The organism is Pedobacter sp. (genome assembly GCF_965249885.1).
In the GTDB taxonomy this organism is placed as follows: domain Bacteria; phylum Bacteroidota; class Bacteroidia; order Sphingobacteriales; family Sphingobacteriaceae; genus Pedobacter.
The window spans coordinates 1755980-1771480 of sequence record NZ_OZ252254.1 but is presented as its reverse complement, the minus strand read 5'-3'; the positions used below and the strand labels follow the sequence as shown (position 1 = coordinate 1771480).

The window sequence follows — 15501 nt, the reverse complement described above, 5'->3', positions numbered from 1 at the left end:
TGTTAATTAATGTTATGGTAGATAACAATGATACAGATTTTCCGTTAATTTGGGCATGAAAACTTTAAAGCTATTGGTTGTTTTTTGCTTGCTTGTAGTTGTTACTAAAGCTCAAGATGCAGTACTCATTAGTGAGGGAAATTTTGTTAGGGGCGAAATTAAAGGCACTAATTACGAATCTGTTTTTATACAAATTGAAGAGCAAGGTTTAAAGGAGTACAAAGCCAAGGATATACAATCGTTTTTATGGAACGGCGATACCTACGTGAGTAAACCTTTTATTGTTGGCAAAAAAGGGGTGATCAAGTTTTTTAAGTTGATAGAAAGCGGCAAAGTAAATTTGTATAGCGTTGGGGGTACCTCTGGTGTAGATGAACCAGTAACGCAACCACGACAAAAAGTAAGGCCAGCTTTTGGTGTTGGTATGGGAACTGGCGGAATGGGCGGCGTAGGAGGTGGTATTAGCATTAACTTAGGCGGCGGTCGTGGCGGTGTTGAACGCCCAGCGGGAGCTGCACCAAAACCTAAAGAGTTTTACTTTATCGAAAAGCCTGGAACAGGCCCAATGCAAGAAATTGCTGCAGATGGTTCGCGTACGGCAGCTACTAAAGCATTATTACTGCAAAAACTCACTGGCGATGAAGGTCTTACTGAAAGTATTAAAGCTACCGAAAGCTTTGATGATAAAGTGCTCATTGCCTTGGTGAAGTCATACAACGAGTCGGTAAAATAATGGCCTTTGTTAGCGTATGTAAAGTGTTAGCAGGGATTGAAATAAACCTGGATACTTAGCGCTGAGATTTATCTTGCGGTGGCTGTAATGTATTTTTTTACTCCAGTTAACCTCTGAATTCCGCTAAACTTAAATGCTTTTCCCAGCTCCATCTCCTTATTTAAATCTTTATCCCACACATGGATCACCGTATCACCAATGTGAATCCAAGTTAATTTTACGCCATCAAGTGTAGAGTTACTGATTTTAGTGATCGTACCAGAAATGCATTTTTTGTTAATGTTTGGACTATACTGATAGGTCAAGATATGTTTCTGCTGAGCCTTGACATTGGAAACAAGGCACAGCAAAAAACAGAAAGGTATTAAATATCTTTTCATAGGTTTGATAGTTGATGTATCTTGCCTATAAAATAATATGCCAAAGCTAATTATGGCCTAGTATTGAAAATTCTATAGCGTCATCTAATTTGATAGTAGATTAAGCAGGTCAAACTGAGGTTGTATTTCCACGGCGAGGGCTTTGAGTTAGTACACTAGCTCGTTCTAAGTACTTGACTACTTTTTCAAGTCGTCCCAAAATTCAACTGCCCTGCGGTAGTGCGGAATAACAATTGAACCGCCAACCAAATTAGCGATCATGAATACTTCATTCATCTCTTCGTCGCTTACACCCTCATTGAAACATTTTTCTAAATGATATTTGATGCAGTCGTCACATCTTAGTACCATTGACGCTACCAAACCTAACATTTCTTTTGTTTTTACGTTAAGCGCTCCTTCGGCATATGATGTGGTATCTAGTGCGAAAAACCGTTTGATATTGGTATTGGCGGTTTCCATTACCCGCTCGTTCATTTTTGATCTATAGCTGTTGAATTCTTCTACTAACTTTCCCATTTTTAAAATGATTAAATGACTAAATTTTGAATGATTGAATACAATATCATTGGACTTTACAATTCCTGCAACGGATCCCAAAAAACCTGCTTAAAGTTCTTCACTTTATCGTTTACCACCACAACACCTTCTTTTTCCAAAAGTTCTTGCATTAAAGTAGGCGGTGAAAAATGGAATCTGCCCGTTAGCAATCCGCTACTGTTAACTATACGGTGAGCCGGTACCTTTGAACTAGCTTGCCCAGCATAGGCCATGGCATGACCTACCATTCGCGATGAGTTGGCAACACCCAATGCCTTTGCAATGGCGCCGTAAGAAGTTACCCTACCCTTGGGCACTAACCTAGCTACTTCATAAACTTGTTCGTAAAAATTAGTATCCATTTGCCTCCCTTTCTGTCATCTTAAATTTATCGCAGTATTTTGATCAGCTACTGAAATAAATTTGGCATGCCGACATGCCTAACTAAACGAAAACTGAATATAGTTAATGTTTTTATCCTTTTTAAGATAGATGCGTTCGTAATGCGTTTTGATGGATAATACTTCGTCTGCCAAATCAGATTGGTATAAGTGATCGGTATCTTTATGTGTTACCAAACCAAGTTCCTGTACTTTTTCCTTGGTGTAGCTGTACAGTCCATCATTATCTGTTTTTAGGTTAATTTTTCCACCTTCACGCAACAAAGGCTTGTACTTGGCTAAGAAGTTAGGGGAAGTCAATCGTTTCTTTTCTCTACTGATTTGTGGCTGCGGATCAGCGAAAGTAATCCAGATTTCGTCAACTTCATCTTCTCCAAAATAATCCATCAAGTCTTCAATCTGAATGCGCAAGAAAGCCAAATTTTCAATATTTTCATCTACGCCTGTTCTGGCGCCACGCCAAATTCGGTTTCCTTTTAGATCAATCCCAATGAAATTTTTCTCCGGAAAAAGCTTGGCTAAACCAACCGAATATTCTCCTTTTCCGCAAGCTAGTTCTAGCACTACCGGATTGTTGTTTTTAAAATGCGCTATGGCCCACTTGCCCTTTAACGCTTTAGCTTCATCAAGTTCGTAAACGTTCGGAAAAGTCTTTATTTCCGCAAATTTTCTGAGTTTATCTTTGCCCACTGATATTGTTATAATGCACAAAAGTAAGATTAAAATATTAAACCTCTTCACCTCAAAACTTGGCGATCAGTTTTTTAATTAGGAACTTGTCCAAGAAATAAAAATTGAAGGCATAGGGGTGAAACATTTCTTGCTTGTCATACTCTAAAATAGGATTAATTTACAATGTAACTCAGACTTTGATGACCTCTAATTTCTTAAAGCTCTTTTTTATTTTTCTTAGCCTTTCTTGGTCTACCACTTTTGCACAACAAACATTTAAAATATCGGGTCAAATCAAATCTGCCGATGGGCCTCTCGAAGCGGCCAGTATACAAATTGTTGAAGCAAAGCAAGCCATAGCTACAGATAGTTTGGGTAATTACTTTATAACGCTTAAAGCTGGCAACTATACTTTTATGGTAAGCGCCGTTGGAATGGCTACTCAAAAGAAGCAAATAAAGGTAGCTCGTAATCAGGTTTTAAATTTTAGTTTAGAAGATAGCGCCAACAACTTGGATGAAGTGGTTATTTCAACTTCAAACGACACTAGAAGTTTGGCAAGCCCTCAAATGGGCGCAGAACGACTGACCATGAAGTCTATCAAAAATATTCCATTGATTTTTGGTGAGCGAGATGTGTTGAAGGCTATCCAGCTATTGCCCGGTATCAAATCTGCTGGAGAAGGTGGTGCGGGGATTTACGTGAGAGGTGGTTCTGCTGATCAAAACTTGGTGTTGATGGACGATGTGCCCGTTTATAACGCGGCGCATTTATTAGGGTTCTTTTCTACATTTAATCCAGATGCTGTGGAAGATATTACCGTGTATAAAACAGGTATGCCGTCTCAATATGGCGGTCGTTTATCTTCCGTACTGGATATAAAAATGCGGCAGGGCGATATGGAGAAACTATCGGCATCGGGAGGTATTGGCCTTATTTCGTCTAAATTGACTTTGGAAGGGCCTATAAATAAAGGCAAATCGTCCTTTTTGATCTCTGGACGTAGAACCTACGTTGACGCCTTACTAAAATTATCTCCAGACAGTACCATTAATCAAAACATACTTTATTTCTATGACCTTAACGGACGAGCCGATTTTCAGCTGGGCGCAAATGATAAACTTACCGTTACAGGCTACCTTGGGGCAGATAAACTAGGATTGGCCGAAACCTTTGGTATAACATGGGGAAATGCCATTGCAAGTGCGCAATGGAAACACATTTACACGTCCAAACTTACCTCAGCTACTACTGCCTCCTTTACACGTTACCAAAATAAAATAGAAGTAAATACTGGTATCGATAATGTAAGGATTTTTTCACAACTGAGAGATTGGGCACTTAAACAAAACTTCTTTTGGCAGGCATCTGATAAACATTTGGTGAAATTTGGATTTAATAGCATCTATCATCGGGTTACGCCTGGTGAGGTAACTTCCAAGGGACAGTCGAGTTTCAATGATCTTAATTATCAGGAGCGTTTTTCTTTCGAAAATTCGTTGTTTGCCTCAAGCGATTGGCAAGCAACAGAAAAGCTTAATTTAGCTTTGGGTTTGCGCTTAACAGGGTTTAGTATTTTGGGAGGAAGCGAGTATTTGACCGTGGATCCTGACGGGAATATTCTGAGTGCAACTGCCTATAAAAGAGGGGAGCTGGTGAAAACCTACCTTAACTTGGAGCCGAGATTAGCGTTAAGCTATTTGTTGGATGCAAAAAGTTCCTTAAAGGCATCTTACGTTAGAAATGTGCAGAATATGCACATGATTTCCAACTCCACTTCTAGCAGGCCAAGCGACAAGTGGCTGCCAAGCTCTTTAATGGTTAAGCCCGAAATTTCTGATCAGGTGGCATTTGGTTACTATCGGAACTTATTTGATAATGCTTTCGAATTGAATGTGGAGAGTTATTACAAAACCATGGACAATCAAATTGATTACAGAGACGGTGCAGAAACATTTAACTCGGATAACATCGAAACTCAAATTTTGTATGGTAAGGGTAGAGCGTACGGGCTGGAATTTCTATTTAAGAAAAAGAAAGGAGATTTTACGGGTTGGCTAAGTTACACGCTATCCAAAACTGAACGACAAATCGATGGAATCAATAGTGGAAGTTGGTACAATGCTCGCCAGGATCGTACACACGAATTAGCGTTAGTGGGTTCGTACCAGCTGAGCGAGAAATGGAATTTATCTGCATCATGGATTTACTATACTGGAGATGCCATTACTTTCCCTAGTGGAAAATACAATATGGATGGTCAGGTGTTTTTTTATTACACTGATAGAAATGCCTACCGCATGCCAGCTTATCATCGCTTAGATTTAGGCGCCAATCTGCAACTCAAAAAGCGCAAAAATTACAGCTCTGAACTGTCGTTTAGTTTGTATAACGCTTATGGCAGAAAAAATGCGTATTCAATTACTTTTAGAGAGGCGGAGAATGATCCTACAAAAACGGAAGTGGTACGCACTACTCTATTTCAGTTTTTGCCTTCAATTTCTTATAATTTTAAATTTTAAAATCGCCATGAATCAGTTTAGATATATCCTATTTGTTGTTACATGTTTAATTTGTTTTTCCTCTTGTGAGGAAGTAATAGATTTAAAGTTGGATACCGCTTCCGAAAAGTTTGTAGTAGAAGCGCAGCTTACCAACCAAGCGGGTGGAGCAAAAGTATTGATCAGTAAAACTAAAGGCTATTCAAGTGCTAATGAATTTGTTGGCATATCAGGAGCTACAGTTGACATAGAGGATCAACAAGGTATTGCCACGCGACTAAACGAGGGCAACACTAAAGGGGTTTACAATCATTTAACTTTTAGGGGTATACCAAATCAACGCTATAACTTGAAAATCGTAGTTAATGGACAAACCTTTACAGCAAGTTGTTTAATGCCAGCTATTGTTCCGCTTGAAGATGTATATCCTTACGAATTAAATTTGTTTGATGGGCCTAGGTTGTTTACCCAGGTTAAATACAACGATCCGGCGGGGGTTAAAAATTTCTACAGGTTTATCGAATATAAAAACGGCGTATACACCAAATCGATTATTGCCGCTAACGACGAATTTACAGATGGAAGAACTGTGAATCAAACCATATTTCCTTTTGAATTTACTGAAGAAAGTAAACTAAAAAAAGGTGACAAAATCAGATTGGAGTTTTTAACTATTGATGAACCTGTTTATAAATATTGGTTTAGCGTGGATAATGGAGCGCAGGGAGGCCCCAACAGTGCTGCACCAGCAAATCCGGTAAGCAATATCAAGGGCGGTGCAATAGGTTATTTTAGCGCACATACCATTCAAACTAGGGAATATACCGTTCAATAAATTTCATTTCAACTAGATATTGATTATATTTATAGCCTGTGTAACTTGTTATAAATTTTGATGATATGACCTTAGTTCAGTTGGAATATATTGTAGCCGTGGATACCTATAGAAGCTTTGTTAGTGCTGCGGAAAAATGTTTTGTAACGCAACCAACATTGAGTATGCAGATACAAAAGTTGGAAGAATTTTTAGGGGTAAAAATCTTTGATCGAAGTAAACAGCCCGTTACTCCTACTGAAATTGGCACTCAAATTATCGAACAAGCAAGGCTCATACTACAAGAAAGCAGCAAATTAAAGGAAATTATCAATGATCAGATACAAGAGGTTACTGGAGAGCTGAAAATTGGCATCATCCCAACCATTGCTCCGTATTTGTTGCCGCAGGTTATTGCTTCTATGTTAAGTAAATATCCCGAGTTGAAATTGATGATTTGGGAGTATACCACCGAAGATATTATTCACCATCTGAAAACAGGCGTTATCGACTGCGGCATTTTAGCAACCCCGTTGGTTGATGCTAATATCAGCGAACATCCCTTATATTATGAAAACTTTGTGGGTTATGTAAGCAAAAACAGCAAGTTATATAAAAAGAAAACCATTGATGCTGGAGATTTCGAAGAAGAAAATATTTGGTTGTTGAACGAAGGACATTGCATGCGTTCTCAAGTGCTTAATATTTGTCGCTCCACAAAAAATAATAAACTACAAGCACTTACTTATAACACAGGAAGTGTGGAAACACTCATTAGAATGGTTGACGTAAACGATGGCACAACGCTTTTACCGGAACTCTCCTTACACGACCTGAATAATAAGCAACTTAACAAAGTGAGGTACTTTAAATCGCCAGAGCCAGTACGTGAAATAAGCCTGGTAACTCATAAAAGTTTTGTGAAAAAGAAAATGTTGAAAGCGCTGCAAGATGAAATTTTAGCATTAATTCCCAAAGGGATGAAGAGCAGAAAGAAAAAAGATATTGTTGGGATATAAGTTGCTGTAATAATCCTTACAAAAAGCAATCTTATGCTTAATATCACCCGTTTCGGGTGATGTGCATAATGGCATTAATGTTTTATTTTGTATGGGATGCTAGCTAAACTGGAGTTTATATCCGTAAGGATTGTCTTTATCGCCATTTTCCTGTCCCCCAAATTCTTATGGGGACAAAATTATAATTTCACCAATTTCAATCTTAAAGAGGGACTTCCTCAATCTCAGGTTAGTGTGATTTTTCAGGCAAAAGATCATACCTTATGGCTTGGTAGTTTTGGTGGCGTCAGCAATTTCGATGGCCGCATCTTTAAGTCTTACAGCAAAGCGGACGGCCTATTATCCAACAATGTAAGTTCAATTACCGAAGATCAGCAGCAGCGCATTTGGGTTGGAAGCGAAAACGGAATCAATGTCATTGAAAATGGCAAGGTAAGGTCGGTACTTCTTGATAGGGACATTTATAGTATTCAGCACGCATCAGACGGCACAATGTGGGTGTTATCCGACAGGCACTTGTATCAACTATTAGGCAGCAGGTTAGTGCCAACAAAACTGCCCGAAAATGCAATTGTAACCACCTTAAATAAGGATAAACAGGGACGACTTTACGCTTATGTTAGAGGTGTTGGTTTATATGAGCTTGATAAAAAACAATGGAAATTATTCAAGGTTTTTCCTGCAAATTTAGCCAATGCTTACATTATAAAAGTCGTTTTTGATGCAAAGGATCGTAATATTTTCCACGTTGCCGCTTTGCGTAAAGGTATTTTTTTATATCAACATGATAAACTAAGTACGGTATTTAAAGATAGCACTATTGAAGCTTATTACGATATCACTAAAGATAACTATGGTAACATTTGGGTGGCTACGCAAAATGGCGCATACTTGGTTAATCCTAAGGGAGAAGTCACATTATTTGACGACGAGAATGGCCTGAAGGCAACAAGAGCAAATGCCGTTTTTAATGATAAAGAGGGCAATATTTGGGTGTCAAGCTTTGGCGATGGGATATTTAGGTACGATGGCGACGCCTTTATCAAATATAGCCGGTTTAACGGTCGCGACCTATCTTATCCCATAAGTGGTTTGGCGGTTGATGAAAAAAACCACCTTTGGATTTCTACATTCAACAAAGGACTATACCATTTCAACGGAACAAACCTCATTGGCCCCGAAAAAAGGTTTGCCGACAATAATATCTATTTCATTACTAAAGACATCGACGATCACATACTAGTTTCTATACAAAATCAAGGGTTGTGGAAACGTGAAGGTAATGACTTTGTTCAGGTGCCATTTACCTCAGGCTTAAATATTAGCACTCTGGTGCCCGATCAAAAAGGAAATCTATACTTGGGGGAAATAAACGCGGTAACTTACCTAGGCGCCGATAAGATTGAAAAAATTACAGGTTTCAGGGGATGGGTATCCTGTTTATTCGCTTTAGGAAAGGATAGCGTTCTGTTAGGTACGTCTTCAGGAGCATATCTGATAAAAAACCAACAGCTAGAAGCTAAATTTAACATTCCAGCATTAACTAATGCTTATGTTTTAGGGATTTTAAAACATCGAGATAAAATACTGTTTGCTACTTTGGGAGATGGCTTAATCGTTTATGATTTAAAAAGGGATAAAGCAGTTCGGTATCATACGGCACAAGGTTTAAACTCTAACGATATCTATAGTTTAGTGTTGGATCAAAACCAAATATTATGGTTGGGTACTGGCAGAGGGATCAATAAACTGAGGCTGGATGTCAAAACTGGTAGTTATCAAGTTATCCCAAGTAAAACGCCGATAATAGAGTGCAATCAAAATGCCGCTATTCCGTTTAATGGGAACATATTGCTTGGCTCTACCACCGGAGTTATATTAGGTAAAACGGCATTCTCGGTTCAAAAAACCCAGCCTCCCTATATATCACTCCAAAAAATTGACGTTTACGATAAATCAAGAAAAAGTGGTGATACGTCCATCGGGCTTGCCACAGCAAATCCGAAACAAATTTTATTAAGACACACCCAAAGTCGTATTGCCATTAGTTTTCGAGGGATATCATTATCCAATCCGCAATCTGTGGTTTATCATTATTGCTTGGTTGGTGTAGATAGAGATTTTGGAAAAGCGGTTAAAGCACAGGAGGCAGAATATTCCGCTTTATCTCCCGGGGAATATGTTTTTAAAGTTTACGCCGAGGTCAACGGCTTAAAATCTGAAACGAAAGAACTTCGTTTTGTTATCACGCCTCCTTTTTATGTTACCATCTGGTTTAGGTTGTTAGTGGCCGTGCTTTTATTATTGCTAGGCTGGGGGTTAATTTTTTGGATGCTCAAAAGGAGAGAATTTCAGAGAAGACAGAGGCTGAAAATTAAAATGGAGGAGCAGGCCAAAATCAGAAAGCAGACTGCCGAAGATTTTCATGATGACATTGGCAACAAACTAACGCGAATTAATGTGTTATCTGAAATTTTAGATAAAAAACTAGCGCCCAACTCCGAGCAAAAAGAATTGGTTAGGTTAATTAAGGAAAATGCAGGCTTGCTTTATACAGGAACCAAGGATGTGCTATGGGCGTTGGATCCGCAAAGCGATAATTTTTATGCAATAATGCAGCGTATAAGAGATTTTGGCATTGATTTATTTCAGAACACATCGGTTAGTTTCGGTATGGATGTATTGCCTGAGAGCTTCCAGAATTGGCAAATGAGCATGGAACAAAATCGCAATTTGACCTTAATTTTTAAAGAAGTTTTAACCAATGCGCTAAAACATGCTAATGCTACTAAGGTGTTCGTTAGTTTATTTGAAGAAGAGCCAGGGGTGGTGCAAGTTGAAGTTGCAGATAATGGAGATGGTTTCAATCATCAAGCAGCAACCAATGGAAATGGGCTTAAGAACATCAAAAACCGCGTAAATCGTATTCATGCAAAATTGGCAGTTTTTACTAATCCCGGGGGCGGCACACAAATAGTAATCTCTGGAATTAAACCTTTAAGATATAAACGGAAATGAACCACAAATTGAGGATTATAATTATTGAAGATGATGATGTATTGAGATTGGGCTACCAACAATTATTGCTGGATATTGAAAATTTCTCTATTGTAAATACTTACGCTTCCTTTGATTTAGCAAAACCACAATTGAAAACAGATGCACCGCAGGTTGTGCTGTTAGACATTAACATGCCCGGCACCAGTGGTATAGCAGCGATACCGGAAATTAAAAAGATTTTACCTCATTGTCATATAATCATTCTTACGGTGTTTGATTCGCCTGAGGTAGTTTTTGAAGCGCTTAACATGGGCGCTGATGGTTACTTGACCAAAGACTCCAGTTCAGAGAAAATTGTAGAAGCAGTTAAAGATGTTTGTGGCGGTGGCGGTGTAATGAGCATCAATATCGCAAGAATTGTGATGAACTCTTTTCAAAAAAACCTCAATACACCCCTAACCAAAAGGGAAACGGAAATTTTAAAACGCATTGCGGCAGGGCAAACGAAAATACAAATTGCTACAGAGTTGTTTATTGATGAGAACACGGTAAGAAGCCACGTTAAAAATATCTATATCAAGCTAGATGTTAACTCAAAATCAGAAGCAATTAAGGCTGCTAAAAATAAGCGGTTTATTTAAGGGAGATTGGATAGTTAATTCAAAAGATCTGATCTACTTAATTTGAAGGTTAACTATCCCAGTAAATTCAGACAAAAAACCCATCTATATAAAACCATTTTCTATCGTGTAAAAGTATGCTAAAATCACCCTTTTGGGGTGATAAGACGAGCTATTTGTGTGGCTAATTTTATATCACACAAATTGAACGCAGATATGATTGATCTTATAACAAGTGATTTGCAGCTAAGCACCAATAATTTAAAACAGGCTTTGGCGCTTTTTAAACAGACTTTAAAGTTGGAGGTTGATTTAACTGATGATGGTGCTGCTATTGTGAATTTAGGAGCTGAAACCGTTTTGCACCTAAAGCAGGAAGAAAATACTGAACAAACCGATAAAGTCCATCTTGTAACGGCCGATTGTATTGCGATTTATTGCCTGCTTAAGTCGAAAGGAATTGTGTTTAAGCAATTACCAAGTTACAACGATAATGGAATGAATGCAGAATTTTTCGATAACCATGGGAAGCTGTTCCTTTTGTTAGAGCCAAGAAACTATAACAATCAGTAACATGAGGTACGTAAAAGAGCTTAGTAATAGAAACAAAATTGTTAGCGAAAACACCTGTAAATCATTTTACAAACCTGCAGATGGCGACTATTACACCATTAAATTTGTGCTTTCCGGAGTAGAAAAATGCATCGTTAACAAGCGTGAAATCAGCATATTTCCAGATAGCTTTGCCATGTTGAATGTGGGGACGGTTTATAACAGTCTTATCGATTCCATTACACCGGTAAATACCATTTCTTTATCATTCGATGCTGATTTCGTGACCGATTTCAATAACGCACATCAATTGAGCCACCATTGTCTATTAAATGGTAAAACCGATAATTCTCCATCATTTATTGAAACGCTATATCCTTTTACTGGAGATATTCAGTACACTGTGATGCATTTAAAACACCAGTTAGATAAGGGTGTAGATAATGAAATGCTAATGAACGAATACCTCTATCATTGCTTACTTAACTATTACGGTGTTTATCAAAAAGAGGTAGTGCACAAATTAAGTAAACTGAGCTTTACCAAAACGAAAACTAAAGAGGAAATCTTAAAGCGTTTAGCCATTGCTAAAGATTATATCAATAGCAATTACGACAAAAATGTACTGTTGGAAGATATCTCCGCTTGCTGCTGTCTATCGGTAAATCACCTATTGCGTACATTTAAAGAAGCATACGGAATTAGCCCTTACCAATATTTGATACAGCTGAGAATCAATAGGGCCAAGCATCTGTTAAAATCAACCAATTATCCGCTAAGTGAAATAGTTTGTTTAATCGGATTTGAAAATACCAGTTCATTCATTAGACTGTTTAAACAGATGGTGAAAATGACTCCAGCTAAATTTAGAAAGGAACAATAGGGTAAAGATCTTAAGTAAAAAAGGTGTTTTGCGCATACTTTTAGCGGTGCGGTTCGTATACCTTTGAAATAGGTAAAACGGACAAATTTTGTAGAAGGATTTAGCCGTTAGTTAATAATTAATTAAAAAAGCAAATGCCAGGATTGGATTTGCTTTTTTGTTTTTAGCACCCTCAGCATTAAAAAAGGTGGTTTTCGCACATTTTGTGGAATTCGCTTCGCATTACTTTGTGCTAAACGACGTGGCGGCTTCTGTTGCCAAGTCAAAGTCTTATTAATTAACTAACCATTAAATTATGAAACAAAAATTACTATTAGTAGTGATTGCCGTTTTGTCTTATTTTGCAGCGTATTCGCAAAATAGAACAATAACGGGTAAAGTTGTAGATGCGGCCGATGGCCTACCCTTACCGGGAGTATCTATCAAGGCAAAGGGAAGCTCCCAATTTGCACAAACCACCAATCAAGGTACTTTTACAATCTCGGTGCCTTCTGGCGTACAAAGTTTAGTTTTTAGCTTTGTAGGTTATACCGAACAAGAAGTTAGGGTTGCCGATAACATGAGTGTTAGGTTATCGTCGGCTAGTAATGATTTAAGTGAGGTTGTAGTAGTGGCATACGGTACAGTAAAGAAAGAAAACTTCACTGGTTCGGCCTCCGTAGTAAAATCGGATGTTTTGGAAAACAGACCAATTACTTCTTTCGAAAAAGCATTACAGGGTACTGCTTCGGGTGTTCAGGTAACTAGCGTGTCTGGCCAGCCTGGTGCAACTTCAACAGTGCGTATCCGCGGTGTTGGTTCTTTCACAGCTTCAAGCAGCCCGCTTTATGTGGTAGATGGTATTGCAGTAACTAGTGGCGATTTAAGCTCTGTTGCTACCACTTCTGATGTGCTATCATCATTAAACCCTAACAACATTGAATCGGTAACGGTATTAAAAGATGCTGCTGCTGCAGCGATTTATGGTTCTAGGGCAGCAAACGGTGTAGTGTTAATCACAACCAAGCAAGGTAAAGCCGGTCAAACCAGATTAAATTTGAGTACATATACCGGTTTATCTCACCAAGCTGTAGAGAAGCACGAAGTGATGAACGCCACCCAATACTACAAGACTTTTTGGGATGTATATTATGCACAACGACTTACTGCGGGATCTGCTCCAGCGCAAGCGGCAACAGAAGCTAACGCACTTACCAACAGTAAATTAGTTTTCAATCCATACAACGTAGCTAATCCTTATGGTGCAAATGGAGTGTTAAACAATGGTGCATCATTGTTGTACGATACCGACTGGCGTGACGAAGTATTGCGTAGAGGTGTTACTCAAAATATCGATTTATCAGCGAGTGGCGGTAGCGAGAAAAACAAGTTTTATATTTCTGGCGGATACTTTAAACAAAAAGGTATCGTAATCGCATCTGATTTTAATCGCTATTCAGGCAAGTTTAACTGGAGCTCTGATGTAAACAGCTTTTTGAAAATTGGTATCAATAATACTTTAGCTTATACACAGCAAAATACTCCAGCGGGAAGTACTGGATCGGCAAATCCAATTAACTTTGCTGATAAAACAGCTAACATTTATCCTTTATATCGTAGAGATGCCAACGGCAATTTGATTTACGACGCTAAAGGAAATCCCGACTATAACTACACAAATCCGGTAACTCCCGATTTTAACCCAGTAGGTTTGTCGAAATTGAACGAGTACAATACCAAAACCGCTAGGGTAATCACTAATCCTTATGCTGAGGTTAAGTTTTTAAATAATTTTACTGCAAAAACTTCGGTAGCTGCTGATTATATCAATAACCGTGAGCGACAGTTTTATAACATGGAACATGGTGATGGTGTAAGTGTAAAAGGCAGAGGTTATAGACATACTAGAGAAGATATCACGGTAACATTTGTAAACACGCTGAACTATGCTAAGAACTTCGGTCAGCACAACTTAAATGTATTAGTTGGTCAGGAAGCTTTTAGAAACAAGCAAGACTATATTTACACTCAAGCTACAGGATTTGCTTTCCCTGGCACTAACGAATTGATTTCTGCATCAACACCAAATACTTCAACTTCAAGCTTCACAGAAAAACGTTTTGCTTCTTATTTCTCTCGTTTGGAATACAACTTCGATAGCAAATATTATGTATCTGGTAGTTTAAGAAGAGATGGTTCATCGGTATTTGGAACTAATAACAAATACGGAACATTCTATTCTTTCGGTGGTGCTTGGCGTATCGGAAGAGAGAAATTCTTGTCTGATGTAAATTGGATCAACGAATTGAAATTGAGAGCGAGTTATGGTACAGCTGGTAATGATGCCATCGACAGATATGCCGCCCAAGGTTTATACAGTTTAGGAAGAAACTACGAAGGACAATCAGGAATTGTTTATACACAATTAGCCAATCCAAATCTACGTTGGGAGCAAAGTAAATCTACCGATGTGAGTTTAGAATTTAGCTTGTTTAAAGGCAGATTTGGCGGTGAGGTTTCTTACTATAAGAGAGGTTCAAATGGAATTTTATTCGGTCGCCAATTGACTCGCTTAACTGGTTTTGACGATCTTACTACGAACCTTGCTTCAATGGACAACTATGGTGTTGAGGTAATGTTAAACGGTACGCCGGTAAAAAATTCAAACTTCACTTGGGACGTTTCTTTGAACATTACTTCTAACAACAATAAAATCAATCAAATGACGCAAAACGAAGTGATTGATGGAACTAAGCGTTGGAAAGTTGGCGGCGATCGTTATCAGTGGTATTTGAGAGAATACGCAGGTGTTGATCCCGCAGATGGACGCCCAATGTGGTACAAAGATGATGCAAGCGGCAGAATCACTACTAAAGATTGGTCAACAGCTACTCGTTATGATGGTTTAGGATCATCTCTTCCTAAATTCACGGGAGGTCTTAACAATAACTTCAGGTACAAAGATTTTGATATGAGCATTTTAACTTACTTCTCTTTAGGAGGTAAAATATACGATGGTTTGTACCAAATGATTATGCACAGCGGTAGCCAAGTAGGTACCCAACTATCAACGGATATGGATAGAAGCTGGAAAAAGGAAGGAGATATTACTGACGTGCCGAGGTTCGTAATTAACAATACTGATTTGGGTAATAATGAGTCATCGAGGTTCTTGTACGATGGATCTTATCTGCGTGTTAAAAATGTTAGCTTGGGATACACGGTAAAAAATAGCTGGTTGCAATCGCTTAAACTTCAAAACGTGAGGTTGTATGTTTCGGCAGAAAACATTTTGACTTTCGCTAAGCATAAAGGAATGGATCCAGAGGTAGCCATTACTGGACTAGCAAATTTCGATGTGCCAAATATTAAAACTTACACTTTTGGCCTTAACGTTGGATTTTAAT

The 15501-nt window shown here is 38.4% G+C and carries 13 protein-coding genes; 9 read left to right on the top strand and 4 right to left on the bottom strand.

The genetic code is table 11. From position 1 onward, the window contains the following. Positions 1–55: 55 nt before the first annotated feature. Positions 56–733 carry a hypothetical protein gene (locus tag ACY2A0_RS07530; protein ID WP_461788946.1) on the top strand — a complete coding sequence of 226 codons (678 nt, stop codon included), beginning with the start codon at positions 56–58 and terminating at the stop codon, positions 731–733. 68 nt (positions 734–801) lie between these two features. Here ACY2A0_RS07530 and ACY2A0_RS07525 read toward each other — a convergent pair whose 3' ends face one another. From ACY2A0_RS07525 to trmB, 4 genes are all read right to left on the bottom strand, one after another. Continuing rightward, positions 802–1113 (bottom strand): hypothetical protein, encoded by a 312-nt coding sequence (locus tag ACY2A0_RS07525; protein WP_461788945.1) that lies wholly within the window; start codon positions 1111–1113, stop codon positions 802–804. Positions 1114–1290: 177 nt separating this feature from the next. Continuing rightward, positions 1291–1632 (bottom strand): carboxymuconolactone decarboxylase family protein, encoded by a 342-nt coding sequence (locus ACY2A0_RS07520; protein ID WP_461788944.1) that lies wholly within the window; start codon positions 1630–1632, stop codon positions 1291–1293. A 56-nt stretch (positions 1633–1688) separates the two neighbouring features. Beyond that, complete coding sequence (locus ACY2A0_RS07515; protein WP_461788943.1) at positions 1689–2015, bottom strand: MGMT family protein; 327 nt, start codon at positions 2013–2015, stop codon at positions 1689–1691. A gap of 78 nt (positions 2016–2093) precedes the next feature. Then, entirely contained in the window at positions 2094–2744 is a 651-nt protein-coding gene (gene trmB / locus ACY2A0_RS07510) for a tRNA (guanosine(46)-N7)-methyltransferase TrmB (protein WP_461788942.1), read from the bottom strand. A gap of 182 nt (positions 2745–2926) precedes the next feature. Here trmB and ACY2A0_RS07505 point away from each other — a divergent pair, with 182 nt between their 5' ends. From ACY2A0_RS07505 to ACY2A0_RS07470, 8 genes are all read left to right on the top strand, one after another. After that, a complete protein-coding gene (locus tag ACY2A0_RS07505; RefSeq protein WP_461788941.1) occupies positions 2927–5248 on the top strand; it encodes a TonB-dependent receptor in 2322 nt (773 codons plus the stop codon). Positions 5249–5255: 7 nt separating this feature from the next. Beyond that, a complete protein-coding gene (locus ACY2A0_RS07500; RefSeq protein ID WP_461788940.1) occupies positions 5256–6062 on the top strand; it encodes a DUF4249 domain-containing protein in 807 nt (268 codons plus the stop codon). Positions 6063–6127: 65 nt separating this feature from the next. Next, entirely contained in the window at positions 6128–7060 is a 933-nt protein-coding gene (locus ACY2A0_RS07495) for a LysR substrate-binding domain-containing protein (RefSeq protein ID WP_461788939.1), read from the top strand. A gap of 96 nt (positions 7061–7156) precedes the next feature. Further along, on the top strand, positions 7157–10078 hold the full coding sequence (locus tag ACY2A0_RS07490; protein ID WP_461791311.1) for a ligand-binding sensor domain-containing protein: 2922 nt from the start codon (positions 7157–7159) through the stop codon (positions 10076–10078). Next, positions 10075–10701 (top strand): response regulator transcription factor, encoded by a 627-nt coding sequence (locus ACY2A0_RS07485; RefSeq protein WP_461788937.1) that lies wholly within the window; start codon positions 10075–10077, stop codon positions 10699–10701. Before ACY2A0_RS07490 ends, ACY2A0_RS07485 begins: the two co-directional genes overlap by 4 nt. Before the next feature lie 195 nt (positions 10702–10896). After that, positions 10897–11253 (top strand): hypothetical protein, encoded by a 357-nt coding sequence (locus ACY2A0_RS07480; protein ID WP_461788936.1) that lies wholly within the window; start codon positions 10897–10899, stop codon positions 11251–11253. Between the two features lies 1 nt (position 11254). Beyond that, on the top strand, positions 11255–12115 hold the full coding sequence (locus tag ACY2A0_RS07475; protein ID WP_461788935.1) for a helix-turn-helix domain-containing protein: 861 nt from the start codon (positions 11255–11257) through the stop codon (positions 12113–12115). A gap of 295 nt (positions 12116–12410) precedes the next feature. Then, positions 12411–15500: a SusC/RagA family TonB-linked outer membrane protein gene (locus ACY2A0_RS07470; RefSeq protein ID WP_461788934.1), complete on the top strand. Its 3090-nt coding sequence runs from the start codon at positions 12411–12413 to the stop codon at positions 15498–15500. Position 15501 lies beyond the last annotated feature (1 nt).

Excerpts from the sequence above, each read along its gene's own strand:
- ACY2A0_RS07475 (WP_461788935.1), top strand. The coding sequence starts at position 11,255 with ATGAGGTACGTAAAAGAGCTTAGTAATAGAAACAAAATTGTTAGCGAA.
- ACY2A0_RS07470 (WP_461788934.1), top strand. The coding sequence starts at position 12,411 with ATGAAACAAAAATTACTATTAGTAGTGATTGCCGTTTTGTCTTATTTT.
- ACY2A0_RS07515 (WP_461788943.1), bottom strand. The coding sequence starts at position 2,015 with ATGGATACTAATTTTTACGAACAAGTTTATGAAGTAGCTAGGTTAGTG.
- ACY2A0_RS07500 (WP_461788940.1), top strand. The coding sequence starts at position 5,256 with ATGAATCAGTTTAGATATATCCTATTTGTTGTTACATGTTTAATTTGT.
- ACY2A0_RS07505 (WP_461788941.1), top strand. The coding sequence starts at position 2,927 with ATGACCTCTAATTTCTTAAAGCTCTTTTTTATTTTTCTTAGCCTTTCT.
- ACY2A0_RS07490 (WP_461791311.1), top strand. The coding sequence starts at position 7,157 with ATGCTAGCTAAACTGGAGTTTATATCCGTAAGGATTGTCTTTATCGCC.
- ACY2A0_RS07495 (WP_461788939.1), top strand. The coding sequence starts at position 6,128 with ATGACCTTAGTTCAGTTGGAATATATTGTAGCCGTGGATACCTATAGA.
- ACY2A0_RS07530 (WP_461788946.1), top strand. The coding sequence starts at position 56 with ATGAAAACTTTAAAGCTATTGGTTGTTTTTTGCTTGCTTGTAGTTGTT.
- ACY2A0_RS07520 (WP_461788944.1), bottom strand. The coding sequence starts at position 1,632 with ATGGGAAAGTTAGTAGAAGAATTCAACAGCTATAGATCAAAAATGAAC.
- ACY2A0_RS07485 (WP_461788937.1), top strand. The coding sequence starts at position 10,075 with ATGAACCACAAATTGAGGATTATAATTATTGAAGATGATGATGTATTG.
- ACY2A0_RS07480 (WP_461788936.1), top strand. The coding sequence starts at position 10,897 with ATGATTGATCTTATAACAAGTGATTTGCAGCTAAGCACCAATAATTTA.
- ACY2A0_RS07525 (WP_461788945.1), bottom strand. The coding sequence starts at position 1,113 with ATGAAAAGATATTTAATACCTTTCTGTTTTTTGCTGTGCCTTGTTTCC.